This is a genomic window from Tardisphaera saccharovorans (assembly GCF_046635845.1).
GTDB lineage: Archaea > Thermoproteota > Thermoprotei_A > Marsarchaeales > UBA168 > UBA168.
The window spans coordinates 16,151-30,685 of record NZ_JAQQXN010000006.1; the positions used below are offsets into that span (position 1 = coordinate 16,151).

At 51.1% G+C, this 14,535-nt stretch carries 15 protein-coding genes; 5 read left to right on the forward strand and 10 right to left on the reverse strand.

Translation table 11 applies throughout. The features are described from left to right. Positions 1-118 precede the first annotated feature (118 nt). The gene (locus PRZ02_RS06880; protein WP_449465095.1) at positions 119-382 is read left to right on the forward strand and encodes an Lrp/AsnC family transcriptional regulator; all 264 of its coding nucleotides are present in this window, start codon (positions 119-121) and stop codon (positions 380-382) included. On the opposite strand, the gene PRZ02_RS06885 is transcribed toward PRZ02_RS06880, so the two are convergent. Genes PRZ02_RS06885 through PRZ02_RS06900 form a run of 4 tightly spaced genes read right to left on the reverse strand, consistent with a single transcriptional unit; the run spans position 369 to position 3,052 of the window. Continuing rightward, a complete protein-coding gene (locus PRZ02_RS06885) occupies positions 369-608 on the reverse strand; it encodes a hypothetical protein (RefSeq protein ID WP_449465096.1) in 240 nt (79 codons plus the stop codon). The two genes, PRZ02_RS06880 and PRZ02_RS06885, sit on opposite strands and share 14 nt — an antisense overlap. Beyond that, positions 605-1,672 (reverse strand): hypothetical protein, encoded by a 1,068-nt coding sequence (locus tag PRZ02_RS06890; RefSeq protein WP_449465097.1) that lies wholly within the window; start codon positions 1,670-1,672, stop codon positions 605-607. Before PRZ02_RS06890 ends, PRZ02_RS06885 begins: the two co-directional genes overlap by 4 nt. Then, entirely contained in the window at positions 1,662-2,657 is a 996-nt protein-coding gene (locus PRZ02_RS06895; RefSeq protein WP_449465098.1) for a M48 family metallopeptidase, read from the reverse strand. Before PRZ02_RS06895 ends, PRZ02_RS06890 begins: the two co-directional genes overlap by 11 nt. Further along, a complete protein-coding gene (locus PRZ02_RS06900) occupies positions 2,654-3,052 on the reverse strand; it encodes a BlaI/MecI/CopY family transcriptional regulator (RefSeq protein ID WP_449465099.1) in 399 nt (132 codons plus the stop codon). The genes PRZ02_RS06895 and PRZ02_RS06900 overlap by 4 nt, the downstream gene beginning before the upstream one ends. A gap of 62 nt (positions 3,053-3,114) precedes the next feature. On the opposite strand from PRZ02_RS06900, the gene PRZ02_RS06905 reads away from it, so the two are divergent. Next, the gene (locus PRZ02_RS06905) at positions 3,115-4,248 is read left to right on the forward strand and encodes a glycosyltransferase family 4 protein (protein ID WP_449465100.1); all 1,134 of its coding nucleotides are present in this window, start codon (positions 3,115-3,117) and stop codon (positions 4,246-4,248) included. A 31-nt stretch (positions 4,249-4,279) separates the two neighbouring features. Here the strand turns inward: PRZ02_RS06905 and PRZ02_RS06910 are convergent, their stop codons facing one another. Next, positions 4,280-5,506 (reverse strand): ORC1-type DNA replication protein, encoded by a 1,227-nt coding sequence (locus PRZ02_RS06910; protein WP_449465101.1) that lies wholly within the window; start codon positions 5,504-5,506, stop codon positions 4,280-4,282. Positions 5,507-5,627: 121 nt separating this feature from the next. On the opposite strand from PRZ02_RS06910, the gene PRZ02_RS06915 reads away from it, so the two are divergent. Then, positions 5,628-6,077 (forward strand): GAF domain-containing protein, encoded by a 450-nt coding sequence (locus tag PRZ02_RS06915; RefSeq protein WP_449465102.1) that lies wholly within the window; start codon positions 5,628-5,630, stop codon positions 6,075-6,077. Between the two features lie 521 nt (positions 6,078-6,598). Here PRZ02_RS06915 and PRZ02_RS06920 read toward each other — a convergent pair. The 4 genes from PRZ02_RS06920 to PRZ02_RS06935 form a co-directional block, all read right to left on the reverse strand. Continuing rightward, positions 6,599-7,066 carry a hypothetical protein gene (locus PRZ02_RS06920; protein ID WP_449465103.1) on the reverse strand — a complete coding sequence of 156 codons (468 nt, stop codon included), beginning with the start codon at positions 7,064-7,066 and terminating at the stop codon, positions 6,599-6,601. 267 nt (positions 7,067-7,333) lie between these two features. After that, positions 7,334-8,764 (reverse strand): acetate--CoA ligase alpha subunit, encoded by a 1,431-nt coding sequence (gene acs / locus PRZ02_RS06925; protein WP_449465104.1) that lies wholly within the window; start codon positions 8,762-8,764, stop codon positions 7,334-7,336. Between the two features lie 226 nt (positions 8,765-8,990). Beyond that, positions 8,991-9,236: a hypothetical protein gene (locus PRZ02_RS06930; protein ID WP_449465105.1), complete on the reverse strand. Its 246-nt coding sequence runs from the start codon at positions 9,234-9,236 to the stop codon at positions 8,991-8,993. Between the two features lie 321 nt (positions 9,237-9,557). Continuing rightward, a complete protein-coding gene (locus PRZ02_RS06935) occupies positions 9,558-11,135 on the reverse strand; it encodes an APC family permease (protein WP_449465106.1) in 1,578 nt (525 codons plus the stop codon). 53 nt (positions 11,136-11,188) lie between these two features. Between PRZ02_RS06935 and PRZ02_RS06940 the strand changes: the two genes are divergently transcribed. Further along, positions 11,189-11,875 carry a hypothetical protein gene (locus PRZ02_RS06940; RefSeq protein WP_449465107.1) on the forward strand — a complete coding sequence of 229 codons (687 nt, stop codon included), beginning with the start codon at positions 11,189-11,191 and terminating at the stop codon, positions 11,873-11,875. Between the two features lie 76 nt (positions 11,876-11,951). Here PRZ02_RS06940 and PRZ02_RS06945 read toward each other — a convergent pair whose 3' ends face one another. Further along, a complete protein-coding gene (locus PRZ02_RS06945; RefSeq protein ID WP_449465108.1) occupies positions 11,952-13,367 on the reverse strand; it encodes a hypothetical protein in 1,416 nt (471 codons plus the stop codon). A 629-nt stretch (positions 13,368-13,996) separates the two neighbouring features. Here PRZ02_RS06945 and PRZ02_RS06950 point away from each other — a divergent pair. After that, positions 13,997-14,179 (forward strand): hypothetical protein, encoded by a 183-nt coding sequence (locus tag PRZ02_RS06950; protein WP_449465109.1) that lies wholly within the window; start codon positions 13,997-13,999, stop codon positions 14,177-14,179. Positions 14,180-14,535 lie beyond the last annotated feature (356 nt).

The following is a 14,535-nucleotide window of genomic DNA, read 5'->3' on the forward strand; positions in this document are numbered from 1 at the left end:
AGCTAGCAAGGGCTTATGTGCCTTCCCATCCCCAAGGCAACATGAGAAAGCTCGCTAAATCGATCATAATTGTGATTTCGATTGCTATTTATGCAACCACGCAAAATATATATGGAAAATGACCGCGAAACCCGAGGAAGGGCATGGAGAAAAGGTCGCTTACGTGCTTATCAAGACCAAAGTGGGAAAGGAAAAGGAGGTTTTGAGCCAGCTTAAAAGGGCAGGCTGCGTAGGAGAGGCCAGCTTACTTTTGGGCGGTTACTATGACATCCTTATGAAGGTATCCTACCGCACGCAAAAAGACCTAAAGGACACCGTGGCTTACTCGATACGCGGAAACGATGACGTGGTATCTACGCTTACCATGATCAGCCTAGATTAAGGGAGTTCACGACGGACTCCATTTTTCTCACGCACTTCTCGTAGTCTCCATCTCCAAGGGCAAACGTTGAGCTATCAGCCAAGCCCATCCTCAACGCTATTCCTCCGAATCTGAGCGCCAAGAGACGGCCGTGGCTGTTCAGCGCTCCCCTTGAGGAGTATTCCCTTGGGTTTTCTTTGAGCTCGCGGAATATGCTCAGAAGCTCTTGCTCGTCCCTTCTCTTCAACGGCCTACCCTCCTGGCAACGAGGGCCGGGACTAGAAACGCGGAAAACAGCGCCAGAGAGCCCGCAAAGCCAAGGCCCGCGATGCAGTATCCTCCTAGCAGCGGCGCCAAGAAGCTGGCAAAACCAGTCGAGGAAAGCACCATAACGTTCATGACCGCGAAGTCCGCTGCCTCCTCGCTGGCAACCTGAAGAGATACCGTGACCGGGAACAAGCCATGCGAAATCCCCAAGCCGATAAGGCCAAACAGCGGCAAAGGCATGGGCAAGAGGAGCGCCAGCGTCGATACCAAAGAGATCCCCACCAAACGCCTAAGATCTATGAGCTGAACTGGGTGCAAGACCCTTGTCACGAAAGAGCCAAGGAAGAGAAGTATGAAGGAGCCTTGCGAAAGCCAAGCCGGATAACCGAGGTCCACCAACCTAACGCCGAAAAAGGTCGTCACGAAGTTGTAAGCCATGTACACGAGGAGGCCGTAGGCGAACAAGTTAACGTACTTTTGCTTGAAAACCATTACATGCGAGAACGAAAAGGGCTTTCTGCTGCTCTCGACCTTGCTGATTGGAAGGCCAAAAAGCGAGGCAGCGCTGAGTATAAGCAATGCCGCGGCGCTGCCGGCGTACAGGACAAGGGGAAGGGCAAGGGATGCCACGAGCGTCGCAAGGCCCAGCGAGGCGTAGTAAGAGAATATCCCAGCGCTGCCTGAGTGCCCAGCCGCATCAAGCGAGGGCACTTCGACCATTGACAGGCCAAACCCGAGCGCTAGAAAGAAGCCAAGCCAAGCGACTTGAGAAAGGGCCGCAAAGGAAAAAGCCGTAAGGCCAAAGCCAAGAAGCGATGCTTTCCAAAGCGAGATGGGCCTTACCAAGCTCACGATCGTGCCCACACCAGAGCCAAGCCATATGGCAGCCGAGAAGATCCCGATCTGAGTAGCCGTGAAGTGATTGGACCTTAGCATTATTGGTATGGCAGTTATGGCAGCCAGACTCAAAAAGCGCATGAGAAAGGTTGCCCTGACGTAACTCCTATCGGCGACCATTTCGAGTCCTATCCCATCACCTGCCATCAAGCATGTCCAGCAGGTTCCTTATCCTGTCAGCCGTGCTGGGATGGTCGGAAAACACCGTTAAGATGGATGAGCTATCAAGAAAGGCAGGTATCGGTATGATGGGCAAGGGCGCCTTCTCATCTGCGACAAGCACACCAGAAAGCTTGAGTAGGGCGCTTATCATACAACTTGGGCTCGTGAGCAGCGCAGCCTCCCTATCGGCAGCGTATTCCTCGCTTCTCGACAGCCACGGCTCCATGAAGTGAGGAATGGGGTTAGCCAGCATTACGATCCTAAGCGATCTACTAACAAGCCTCTTAAGAGGATCCCTGTGGCTAACGTGAGATAGCTCGTGAGCCAAAACCGCGCGCAGCTCCTCCCTGCTAAGCGTTTCAAGAAGGCCCACCGATATCACTATCTTGCTTCCGAATAGGGAGAACGGAGCAAAGGCGTTGGGCTCACCGCTGTCGACAAGCATGATCTCGGGCGCTTTGATGCCCAGCATCGCCGAGAGGTTTTGAACCTCTCCTTGGACCCACTTCGGGGCCTTCAACCTTTGCTTTTTTACCCTTGAAGACGACGCGACCACATGCACTACCAGCATGACGAGCGCCGCGCCAAGCAGCCAAGCCTCGGGGTCCCACCTGGTCCAGTGAATTATGGAATAGCTCACGTGCCCAAAAACCATCCCGTCAAACCTCAGGCTGTGAGATAGCGCAACCCTGATAAGCAGTATTATCCTTCCCCTAAAGAGCACTGGCGCCAAAGGAGAAAGGAAAAGCGGGATCGCTGAAAGCGTCATCCCCAAGAATATGGACTTCTCCCCTATCCTCTTGTCCGAGCTGTTTACCAGATAGGACAGAGGAACTGCCATGGCCGAGAGAAAGAGGCTGAAAATGAGCAAGTGCTCATCTATCATCATATGCCAAATTATGCGCGCAAGGTACGGGTTCTGAAACACTAGAGGGAACTCATGACCCTGAAACCTGTAGTGGATTATCACTTCTTCTCCCTCTTCAGCTTTTCAAGGTACTTGGCCAAAAGCTCCCTATCCCTTTCGTTCTCGGCCATGAGCTCCATAAGCCTGGATATGGTTGGTTCGGCCATCTTATCGAGCAGCCTATCAAGAAGATCGGAAACGACATCGCGCTCGTAATCCTCTTTTGTGACCCCTGCCGAATATATGTACCTGGGCGTACCTTTGGATTCAGAGAGGCGCCGCTTGACCATCCCTTTCCTGTATAGCCTGTCCAAAACCGTGGAAACCGTGGTAAGCGCAAGCGGCTTCCCCTCTGCCTCAAGCTCATCTCTAACTTGTGAGACCGTGGCCTCACCAGATCTCCATATGACGTTCAGAACGTCATACTCGAGGGTAGCAAGCCCGCGCTGCTTTTTCATATGCGTAATGGGCGCAGCGCTTAAAAAGGCTTGCCTACTACAAGTGTAGTAGGCCACCAAAGATGGAGATAACTTGTTTGCTTGCTTCGCCAGCCCACCCTCTCATAGGCCAACCAAGGACAGCCGCTTCCCTTAGAAAAGCCTATCCTCCAGAGGGAGTGAGGTACTACTTCCTAAATGGCAGGGTTCCCAGGGCTCCCGGCAGCGGAGAGTATGCCGTGACTAAGGGAACCGCATTGAAGCTGGTGGCTGACGCCTTTAGGATTCAAGGGTTTAGCGAAAACGTTGACCTGAGCCACTTCGTGTTCTGGTACCTGCCGAGGGCGGCTACATCATTTTGGACCTACTGGCTCCCGGGCCTGATTGAAAAGAGAATTCCAAGGCTGGCTGACCTGCTGGAGCACTTTACAAAGCCCTGGGTTCAAGAAAACGACACGTCAGTAAGCCAGTTTCTCGAGGGCTACGTGGGGAATGCGGAGGGAAAGTGGGGCTGGCTAGTTGAGCTGTCATCTGAGATACTTAACTCTAAGTCAAACAAAGGCCTCATAACGTGGTCCAACTGGGCGGCCAGAGGCTTTGAAAAGGACGGCGTTGAAAGGGAAAAGATAAACGTGGTCCCTCTGCCCATGGAAGCAAGACCAAAGTCAGTTGAAGCGTATCATAAGCCAGCTGGATCCCAAAAGACCGTGCTCTTCGTTGGACTGGACTACTGGAGGAAGGGGGGCGACACGGCGCTCAGAGCCCTCAAGAGGGTCAAAAAAGAGATACCGAACTTTAAGCTGATATACGTGGGCCGCGTTCCATCTGAAAAGGTAAACGATTACAAGCTGGACTGGATAGAAAGATACGACTTTCTTGAGAGGGATAAGCTCCTCAAGCTTTACTCTTCCGCAGACGTTTTCTTCATGCCCACCAGAGCAGAGGCTTACGGCCTATCAATCTTGGAGGCCATGGCCTTTGGTACACCGGTGGTCAGCACGAAAGTTGCTGCAATACCGGAAATCGTGCCAAGCGGGGCCGGTTTCTTAACCAACGACGAGGATGAAATGGTGGAAAAGATAGCGGACCTAATTAGTGATGAAGAGCTAAACCAAAAAATTGGGACAAACGCCGCGAAGGTGGTGGCGCAAAGGCATGAGCCGCGCTCGGTGTCAAAACAAGTATATTCGGTTTATGCAAACGCGCTGGGAATGTAACTCGCCGGCAACTTTTTGATCTGATGGTGATTCAATCAATTGGCGGTTGCTCGTCGCGTTCAGCACCTCTTTTCAGCAACCCTTCGAGAACCTTCTGAAGGCCAACGGCCGAGTAATTCATACCTATCATTGTGGTTCTGCCCTTTCTCTCAACCTTGACCTCGGTGCTGAGAAAGCCTAAACCCTTCAAAGACTGTATCCCTTCCCAAAAGGCCGTATGTGCTCTTGGCTCTATGCCGTACTCCTCGCAAACGGTAAGATACTCCTTTTCGGCCTCTCCGGTGGCTATTCTTTCTTTGCCAGCCGATATAAGTGCGCGCGCAACCGCCAGAAGCGTTACAGCGGATTGAGTTGGCAAAGAAAGCAGTTCCTCCTCGTTAGGAACTCCCTCTATGTCCCCAAACACAACCCTTACGTCCTCTGGCGTCACCGCGCTTCTGCCTTCGGCTTCCGCCCTCTTTCCAGCTCTCCAAAGGAGCTCAAGCGCCAACCTCGCATCTCCTCCTGACGAGGCGCCCAAACTTGCTGCTTGCGTTACGACTTCGTCGTCAACTGCTCCCCTTTGAAACGCCTGAGGAACCCTCTGCATAAGTATGTCCCTCAATTCCGCGGCGCTGTAAGGCGGAAATATGACCTGATTGTGAAGCAATGTGCTCTTTGTGCTTTCGTCGAGCCTTCCCATAAGGGCTGGCGACCTCGATATGAATATGAAGTTCATCCTTCCGCTTCCCCTTTCATCGCGGGTAAGCTCGTATACGGCATCCGATCCAGAGGCATCGATTAGATAATCAACCTCATCAAGTACCAGCAACAAATATGAATTATCGTTTTCAAGGTGCTCCAGAACCATGCGATGTATGTCCCTAGCTGAAAATCCCTTATAAGGTTGGTAAGGGTCAAGCGAAGATATTATTGATTGCAAAACGGAATACAGCGTCCTTTCTTTCCTGCAATCAATAGATATCGATTTAAACTTAAGACCAAACCTTCCGCTTGCCTCCTTTGTAAAGATCGAAGAGAAGAGCTTCGTAACGGCTGTCTTTCCAACGCCCACGCGCCCACTGCACAGAACTTTCTGGCTCACCTTGCCTGGGGACTCTAAGGATACCCTGAAGAAGTTTACCAGGTCCCTCATTTGAGAGTCCCTGTGAGGCAAATAGCTAGGCACGTAATCTGGAAATAGAACTGCCTCCTCCTTAAAGATCTTCCTAGAATACCCTATTTCGTCAAAGAGGTGCTCGTAGCCCCCATCACTCATAATTTAAGCGCCGCAATTAGTATTTCAACTTAACCATGGGGCTATGGTGAAACTATTACAGCAAAAGGCCTTCCCGTCATCTTCGATCACCAAAGCTTATTTGCTAGAAACATCCATCGGTATGGAAAGCGTTAACAAATTCAAGAACTTATTATATCGCGAAGGCGCCAAAGGGCTGCTTGGCCACATCAAGAACGAAAGGAATTACGACTGGATTGGAATATACGTCAGAAACGGCGACAAGCTTGTGCTGGCCATTGAAATCGGCGCACCGGCCAACCATCGCGTCATAAACGTTGGGGAGGGCATCTGTGGGCTTGCGGCAAAGGAGAAAAAAACGGTCGTTGTTGATGATGTCAGCAAGGAGAAGAACTATCTTGCCTGTTTTCCCTCGACCAAATCAGAGATCGTGGTACCCATATTAAGAGGAAGCGATGTCTTAGGGGAGATCGACGTCGACAGCGATACGCTCAACGCTTTCGGAATAACCGATCAAAAAATCCTTTCCGATGCGGCAGCAGCGCTTTCCGAGTCATGGGACAAGCTGGACTTTCGCATCCGAGTAACTTAAATTTCAATGCGAGTTACTTTATTGAGATATGGCGCTTTCAAACAGACCCGTAAAGGGGTTTACCCCCTCCCTACATCAAAAGGTAAGCTCAGCTGCAGTCAAATGCCCTAGGCTTAACTCTGACGTCATATTCGTGCTTAAAAGAGACGGATCATCTGAAGTCGATGGATGCCCATACTACAGAGACGGAAAATGCGCTATCCCATACGCGCACAACTTGCTTAAGTTGCCGGCCATATCTGATCGCTACAGGGTCAGAGGAAGTTACATGTGCCCGCTATGTGGGCACAAGCTTGAGCTTAAGATGAACGGCATTTATCAATGCCCCGTCGATAAAAGCATGTACCTTCCTCCAGACATGCAAGTCCCATGCCTCTTTTATAGGTCCAGCGGGCGAACTACCCTTTTTAAACAGCGCGCGCTTCTAACTCTTCGGTTGACTGGACTTGCTTGCCTTGTCGATTTATCATACTGAAGTAAGCAAAGGGTCGGCGTCTCCGAAGCCCCCATTCTAGGCCCAGCTAATCTGATAAATCCTCTTCGCTCAGGGCCGCGTTCAGCACCTTCTCGAGCTTGCTCCTAAGCTTCTCGTTTGCGGTTATCACTTGACCGTTCCTGTATATCAGTGCCTTTTTGGCCACGTCCACGGCGCCCTCCTCGTCGTCAACCCTCGCCTCCAAGCCGGCCTTCTTCAACTTGCTTGCCAGGTCCTTCAAGTCCAATACGGGTGGAATCGTCCTAATCGACATTATGGTCTCACCGTTGATCATCATCTCCTTAGCTATTACGACATTTTCCTTGTCCATCACGTCAGCTAGCCATATGTCCATGGTATCAGGGTTAAACGCCATAAGGCGGCCCCTGAACACATCTATCTGCTCTCCATCCAGCCCGGCGGCCCTTTCCACAACGACTTGGGCCCCAATGCTGTTGCTCAGCATCTCAAAGAACTTCTTTTTCATTACCGAGCCCTTAAAGCTGTCAGCCATTTATACATGCCTAATAAAAACACAGGAATTAAGCATTTCCGTTGTAAAATGCAATTTTTTGTATTAGCGCAAGCGAACCTACGCCGCACCCACGGACGAAGCTTTGCTCAGCGGTCGGAACCGCGAGGGCTGCGAGCTCCTTGTCGTGGGCAACCCCCATCGGGCAACGGACCTGCGTTCTCGGGTTAGAAAACATCGCGCTTTCATGAGGGAAAGAACCGCTTTCAAGGGAGCTCCGCCCCTTATCCTCACGCACTTAAGCCTTTGCTAACTCATGGCACGATGCTGTCGGGCCCTTGCTGCGACGCGGGTGCTCAGCTTCTCCTTGTAATCGTTCCACCTGTAGACGGCTGAAAGCGCCTTCACCGCCTGTTCCGGCGTCGGATAAGATGGTATGCCGTTTCTCGTGAGCCACTTCATGGCATCATCGCACTCCTTTCCACCCACGAAGCTCGTGACCATGGGCTTGTTCCTACCAGCCTCATCATAAGCCTGCGCTATCTGCTTTGCTATGGCCACCGGATCGGTCACAGCGGTCTGACAATAAAGCACTATCACGGTTCCGATTCTATCGTCCTTAAAAGCAACCTTTAGGGCGTCGTAGTACTGCTTCTCGTTTGCCCCGCCGGTCAAGTCCACGGGGTTCTTGGGTGAACCAAAACTAGGCATGTACTTCATGAACTCCTTCTTCATGTCATCTGGAGGGACAATAAGCGGTATGTTGTTGAACTCGCAAGCATCTGTCGCCAGAACTCCTACTCCGCCCCCGTTAGTGACTATTACGGACTCTTTGGCCTTGAGCGGCGGTGACTGGGAGAGAGCCTTAACCCAATCAAAGGCCTCACCAAAGTCAGCTGCGCGTAGCACGCCTACCTGCTTCATCGCAGCATCAAACACGTTATCAGCGCCAGCCAGCGACCCCGTGTGGCTTGCCGCTGCTTGGGCTCCCCTCTTGCTCCTGCCTGACTTTATGACCACGATCGGCTTCTTCAGCACAACCTTTCTCGCCGTCTCCATGAACTTTTGTCCGTCTTTTATGCCTTCCACATACATCAGGATGGCATTTGTCGATGGATCGGAGGCAAGCCACTCGAGAAGGTCCGCATCGTCTATCTCTGCCTTGTTTCCGGTGCTAATTATGGCCGACATACCTATTTGCTGAAGGATTGTCCATCCCATAAGGGCGATTCCAAGCGCACCACTTTGACTTATGAATGCGACCTTCCCAGGTATGACGTCCTTTGGGCCGAAAGTGGCGTTCATGGTCTTTCCGCCATAGTAAACGCCGAACGTGTTAGGACCAAGAAGCCTCATGTTGTACTTCTTACATATCCTCACGAGCTCTTCCTCTTCTTCCTTATTGCCAACTTCTCCGAAACCCGAAGAGATCACGTCAATGGCTTTGACGCCTTTTTTACCGCATTCCTCAAGAGACTCAGCCACGAACTGCGCTGGGATGCTTATTACGGCAAGGTCGACAGGACCGGGAACGTCTAGAATAGAGGCATATACCTTAAGCCCCTCTATCTCCTTTATTTCATCTGCTTTTTTGTTTATAGGGTAAATCTTACCCTTATAGCCGTACTCCTTGAGGTTACGCACTATGACGTTTCCTATCTTGTTTTTTACCTCAGAAGCGCCTATCACCGCAACCGATTCTGGAGCAAGCAACGCATCAATTCCTTCCACGTTTGCCATTTCAACCCTATTAAGAACTTGGGTAGTTAAGTGTTTATAGCATATCGAGTCGATTTACCTTACCCATCAGCAGCTGTTCAAGTGAAATATCGCCTGTTATGCCCTTGATAGCAAGGCGCACCACAAACTAAGTCCAAGGTGGTACAAAAACGAAGACAACTGATGCAAAAAGACTACAACGCTGGGGTCGCAGCTAGGCCATTTCAAAGGTAACCAAAGAGGCCCCCTAACCCTTCAATGGCTCGCCTTTACAATAAACTTTTCCCTTGATCCTCCTTATGAAATTTGGGCATGCCATGCAATCTGGAAAGGCAACCATCCGACCCATAACTGGGCAATTGACCGCTTCTTTTTGCATGCTGCTAAGCATCTTCCGACTGACGACGCCCCTTAAAGACGACAGCGCCTCACTGCTTGCCTTAACTCCCTCAGGAGCCTTTATCACATCAACTAAGTACTTTTCGTCTGCCATGGTGAACGCATCCACACATCCATAAAAGTTTAAGGGCCGACTTCCAGACGTAGTCATCTTAACCACTGGAGGTCCCATCCGTCGAGTTAATGATAAAAGGCCACGCGAGTAAAGGCATGGGTATTTCTAGGAATTTCCTGAAAGCCAATGGTGCCTTGGCAGCGCTCGATCCTAGCCCAAGCGCGTTGACAAGTAGTACCCAAGGAGGGGTGCCATCGGAGGATGCAGCCGTAGGGGCAGCGGCAGCTTACCCGCCCTGCACGCGCTACAAAAGCGGCAAACCACATACGCTTACACGTTAAAACGAGCAGTTCAGCTCTGTTACAGCCGTTCGCTGGAAGTTGGGACCCTTGAGTTACTGGCATATGCGGCGTAGTAAACTGCCAAGGAGAAAAGAGATACGACCAGCTCATCGTAAGGAAAGGGTATTACATTTAGTCCGTTGAAAGCCGCGGGCCCGAAGTACGACAGCACCATTATTCCAGCCAAATAGATGATCAACCAGTAAGATCTAATTATCTCACGAAGGGCGGCGAAAACCGCCTTCTTGCGACCTTTAACGTAAAGATAAATTGCTATACCGCTGGCCACAAAACCCACGCCGTAGCCCGTGTACGGCCAAGCGCTCCAGTAAATCAAAAGCGAGGATGCCACAAAGGCTAGAGGAGCAAGTATCCGCGCATAAGGAACCGAGAAACCGGCTTTCAAACCCCGTGACCTGTAGACCATGGCTGCAAGCGGCCCACTGATCCCGTAGCTCATAATACCAGAAATGGCGGACACATAGTAAAGTGCCCAGTAACCTATCGAGAACACCATTATGATGCTCTGAAAGGCCGCGATTATAAGCAGAGAAGCGTAAGGCGTCGCATACTTCTCGTGAATCCTTGTGAGAATCCCGTCTTCAGCCATCTGGTAAGGTACTCTCGCCGTGGTCGTTGTGAACACGCCTGCTGTCCCAAGGGCGGACACTATTATGCCGACGGTTATCAGCAGCGCCAGCGGGAGTGCGCCGTTAAGCTCCGCAGCCTGGGCGAGCGTAAGGTCGCTGGGCACAGATCCCCAAGACCCAGCCTTGACGCCTAGGGCTGCCCAGTTTACCATGCCCGTGAAAACGAGTCCAATGCATATATATACAACAGTGGCTATCACCATTGAGATGAGCGTGGCCAGAGGTACGATCCGGTTCGCGTTCTTCACCTCACCTCCGAGATCAGATGGTTGCCTAAAGCCCATGTAGGAGAAAACGGTTGCTGATACTCCCAAAAGAACGCCCGATTCCGCCTGGTCTCTCGGCAAGAAAAGCCCATAATTTGATGGGTGAATTAACAATATCCCGGCACCCAAAAAGCTCACCAGCGCGGCAAGCTTAAGCCCGGTCGTGGCGGTGGCGTACCAACCTCCGTACTTGACTCCCACCACATTTATAAGGGTCAAGGCCCAAAGCAGGGCTAAGGCTATGGCCAAGCCATCATAGGTAAGCTCGTTAACTGAACCGAATACGGGAATTTTGCCCATGGTCGTTAGGCCTGGAATGAACGACGTCATGTAAAGCATTATGGTGAAGAGCTCGATAGGAACGGTCGTGGCGTAAGACAAAAACGTGCCCCAACCTGAAATGAACCCCGGAAATTCACCCGAAGTCTCTCTTGCGTAGACGTAGAATCCCGCCGTGGTTGGCCTAAGGCTACCAAGTTCGGCGTAGAAAAGCGCGACCACGGTCATTATAAGGCCGCCAATAATCCACGACAATATACCCAGAGGGCCTGCGACGGAGGCAACACCGGCAGGTGCTATGAATATGCCCGCCCCTATTATGGCGCCTATGCCCATGGCTGTAAGCTCAAGGAGCCCCAATTCCTTCTTCAGCCTCAAGTCCTTCTTAGAGGTTGTTTCCATTTTTGGACCGAAAGAAATCTGTATATATTGGTTTCGGTCTATTTTGACCAAAAATGAAAAGCGCTTCTGATCTAATCGACGAAACCCTCACGTTAGATCCCTGCATAGAAAGAAGCCTAGACATGGGATATGCCAATCTCAGCGCGGTAGCCAGAAGACTTCACGACCTGATGCCAAGCACGGGTCCAAGCCTCACGGCGGTCGCAAGCGCGCTAAAAAGGAGGACAAGGCAGAAACGCGCCCTTGACGCGCTATACAGCTGTGTGGCCCGGACCTCGCTAACAGTTAGGACGGGCTTGGCCAAGATCTCCTTGTCCCCATCCGATAAGGATCTGGAGCTTCTTGAAGGATTTAAGAACAAGGTCATAGGGTTTTCAAAAGGAATAGAGACCGTGACCGTTTTGATCGATGAAAGGGACGCTGAAGGATTTCTCAACAACGTAACGGGGCAAGTCTTGGAAAAGAAGAGCGAATTGACGGCCATAATACTCAGGGGACCAACCGAGATATTAAATACAGCTGGCTACATGTCTTTCTTTTTGGGGATCTTGTCCGAGAAGGACATAAGCGTAGATGACGTGGCCAGCTCATACGTAGATGTCATGATAATGCTACGTAGCGAGGACGCATCTCGGGCCTTTTCGTATTTCAACTCCGCCATCGAGGGAGCCAAACGCTTATCCTCTTTAACTCGGCGAGGATCGAAAGGGAACGGAAGTCCCAGTTCGTTAGAAATGTGATAGTTCAATGTAGGGTCGCTTCAAAGCGCTTGCGGTGAGAAGAACGAACAACCTTTCTTATTACGTTTGAAAGAGCTCAAACCAGATGCGCGACAATGGATAACGCAAGCCTAATCCAAAGAACGCTCCGGCGGATGAGAAGCGTCATAGAGAACAAAACTATCCCCAACCTAGCAGGGCATGCGTAGGTCCCAGCCGCGCGGGCACCGTCGTAGCTCACAACGACAGAGCGTACTCCCGGGCTCACCGGTATCGTGACGTTACCGCCGAGACCTGTCACATACCGCTCGCTTCCCTCGTTCACGATAGCGCCGCGAATTGGAAGGTCAAGCGGATCAACGACGGTCAAGTTAAGATAATCCAAAGAGAACCTTGCGCCTAAGTTCATGGGACCGCTCACGTGGAAGCTTGATACATTACTCACCATGGTAACGTTATTAAGGAACGCGACCACCGACCACGTCCCTCCTTCGAGATATGCGCTCAGCAACTTCGCGGTTGGGCGAATCTCGCATTTTTGAGTTGATGACGTAAGCACCATAACCGATGGGATTTCTCCGCTTATGCTGAAGTTGACTTGGTAAAGCACCCTGTACTCTGCGGTTTCTTCGATCTGACCAAGCACCCGTAAATCTGGATTTGCTTCGTTTCCCGTATACCCCAGCGCGTTGCCCTTCCACCCCTCGAAAGCGTAGATGAGTCCTCTTGCTGTAACGTTAGAACCCTTCAAGCTTATCACGGAACCGTTCACACGCAAGCTTTTGCTTACGTTACCATGCGAGAAAATCGATACCGGATAGAGTGGCCAGAGCTGGCTACCGTTGTAAGCAGGTAATCCAGGTCCCACCTCAAAAGAAGCGTTTGCGTCGTTATCTATGCTGCCATATGGAGCAACTTCGACATGCAACGGGAAGGAACTAACCCACCTGTATCCGGAACCCACCGTTGCCCAAAGCCTACCATTAAACCACGTAACGTTTCTAAAGGACACGAGAGTAGCAAGCCGCGTTTCATTTTCCGTAGATGCCCATATGCCAGCCATCACGTAATTGCCAATCGCGGCGACCTGAAGGCTCCCGATGACATGGCCATCATAATAAGCTATCCATTTATTTCCGGCTAGCACAAGAGAATACAGTTGAGATGAACTTATTCTCGGATAAAAGGGAACAAGGGTAAGAGAGAAACTGCCGTTTAAAAAGGCCGCCCCGTAAAAGCCTACGGGTGTGCTTGGATCCAGATACCTAACGGAACCGTTCACATACCAGTAAGAACCCGGAAGAACGGCGTAACCAACCATAAGCAAAGCATCTTCGCATCTAACCCCAATCCATGCATAAAAGGCAGAACCCTCTTTTGGGTCCACTTTGGCCGTGCTTATAAGGGCCGACGCGCCATAGGCACGCAGCCCACTGGATACGAAGCCCGACTCGTAAGTCATCGAACTGGGAAGAACGATAAAAAATAGCGCGATAACTGCAACTGTCCTCAAATGCGCCATAACGCCCAACCTCTGCATTTTAAGCTTAACGTGATGGGCCGTATGAGTGGAAGTCCCCTTGAAGGAATGGATGGCACTTCATGGAAAGTTTTTTGTGGCTAATGCGCAATGGGTAACTACGCGGTAAAGATGAAGGGGATCGCACTCAGTTTTGCGATCTCTGCTATCGCTATGTCCAAGCGGTGAAGTAAGGCAGGAAGGTGTTCTAAAAAACCGGGAATCGCGAACTTCCTTAAGGGGCAAATCCAAGAGACAAAGCGCTCGAAGGCCAAGGTTATGGAGGCGCTATTTGATAGCGATCGCCCACGCGCTTCAATGTACAAAAAAGCAACCTCAATACCTAGGAGCGTCAGCGCCGCAAAAACCAAGGCGTCTTAGGACACGCGGAGAAGGCTTCCGCAGGTAAAAGAGAACCGCGGAAAGGACTCTTTTGATCACCATTCCACTCTTGTTCCAAATGAGGCAGGCTCTCATAAAGAGGCTCCAATACAACTAAGCGCGCTAACAGAACATGAGTGAGAAGGGCGTGAAGGTCGGGAAAACAGGGTTTGTGGGGCAGGTGCACTTCATCCTCCATGTAATATGGCATAACACCACAGTCAAATACAGCGAGCAAGCGTATGTATATACAGCGCTTGAGTGAGCTCAAGGTGGATGACGTGGAGCAGATAGCCAAGAGCGTTGAGCTGGCCACGGTCAATCCCTTGAAAAGGAACGGCGACTACTACCTGCATGCCGCTACCTGCGTCCCGAGTTCTCCAAGGGTTGAGGTGAAGAAAGCCATGGGCACAGATCTGAGGTAAAACAGGTTGCCTTCTCCAACGGCGTAAAGCTCGCGTACTCTGTTCTCATGTTCGAGCAACTGAAAAAGCTTTACCGCTGCTCATCCAGAGCGACTTCAAGACAAAAAAAATTCCAATAGGGAGGAAATTTCTCCTTAAGGTCAGGAAGAGGAGTTCGAACGCGAGCACAACGTGAAGAGGGATGTGGTGAGCAAGGTCGCCCACTAAGTTGCGAGCAATCGCGAGCAGTTGTTTTTCACGCCGACCATGCGCGATAGTGGCGGAAGCCGTTCGATAGGAGAACATACGAGGCCCCAGTGGTGGAACTTTGCGATGCCTTGAAGGTGAAGGAAGGCCAGCTAGCATCCCCCATCTGG

What these genes read in the sequence shown, in the direction of transcription:
- acs (WP_449465104.1), bottom strand. Translation starts at nt 8,764, where the DNA reads ATGGCAAACGTGGAAGGAATTGATGCGTTGCTTGCTCCAGAATCGGTT.
- PRZ02_RS06935 (WP_449465106.1), bottom strand. Translation starts at nt 11,135, where the DNA reads ATGGAAACAACCTCTAAGAAGGACTTGAGGCTGAAGAAGGAATTGGGG.
- PRZ02_RS06930 (WP_449465105.1), bottom strand. Translation starts at nt 9,236, where the DNA reads ATGGCAGACGAAAAGTACTTAGTTGATGTGATAAAGGCTCCTGAGGGA.
- PRZ02_RS06880 (WP_449465095.1), top strand. Translation starts at nt 119, where the DNA reads ATGACCGCGAAACCCGAGGAAGGGCATGGAGAAAAGGTCGCTTACGTG.
- PRZ02_RS06915 (WP_449465102.1), top strand. Translation starts at nt 5,628, where the DNA reads ATGGAAAGCGTTAACAAATTCAAGAACTTATTATATCGCGAAGGCGCC.
- PRZ02_RS06920 (WP_449465103.1), bottom strand. Translation starts at nt 7,066, where the DNA reads ATGGCTGACAGCTTTAAGGGCTCGGTAATGAAAAAGAAGTTCTTTGAG.
- PRZ02_RS06900 (WP_449465099.1), bottom strand. Translation starts at nt 3,052, where the DNA reads ATGAAAAAGCAGCGCGGGCTTGCTACCCTCGAGTATGACGTTCTGAAC.
- PRZ02_RS06940 (WP_449465107.1), top strand. Translation starts at nt 11,189, where the DNA reads ATGAAAAGCGCTTCTGATCTAATCGACGAAACCCTCACGTTAGATCCC.
- PRZ02_RS06905 (WP_449465100.1), top strand. Translation starts at nt 3,115, where the DNA reads ATGGAGATAACTTGTTTGCTTGCTTCGCCAGCCCACCCTCTCATAGGC.
- PRZ02_RS06910 (WP_449465101.1), bottom strand. Translation starts at nt 5,506, where the DNA reads ATGAGTGATGGGGGCTACGAGCACCTCTTTGACGAAATAGGGTATTCT.
- PRZ02_RS06890 (WP_449465097.1), bottom strand. Translation starts at nt 1,672, where the DNA reads ATGGCAGGTGATGGGATAGGACTCGAAATGGTCGCCGATAGGAGTTAC.
- PRZ02_RS06950 (WP_449465109.1), top strand. Translation starts at nt 13,997, where the DNA reads ATGTATATACAGCGCTTGAGTGAGCTCAAGGTGGATGACGTGGAGCAG.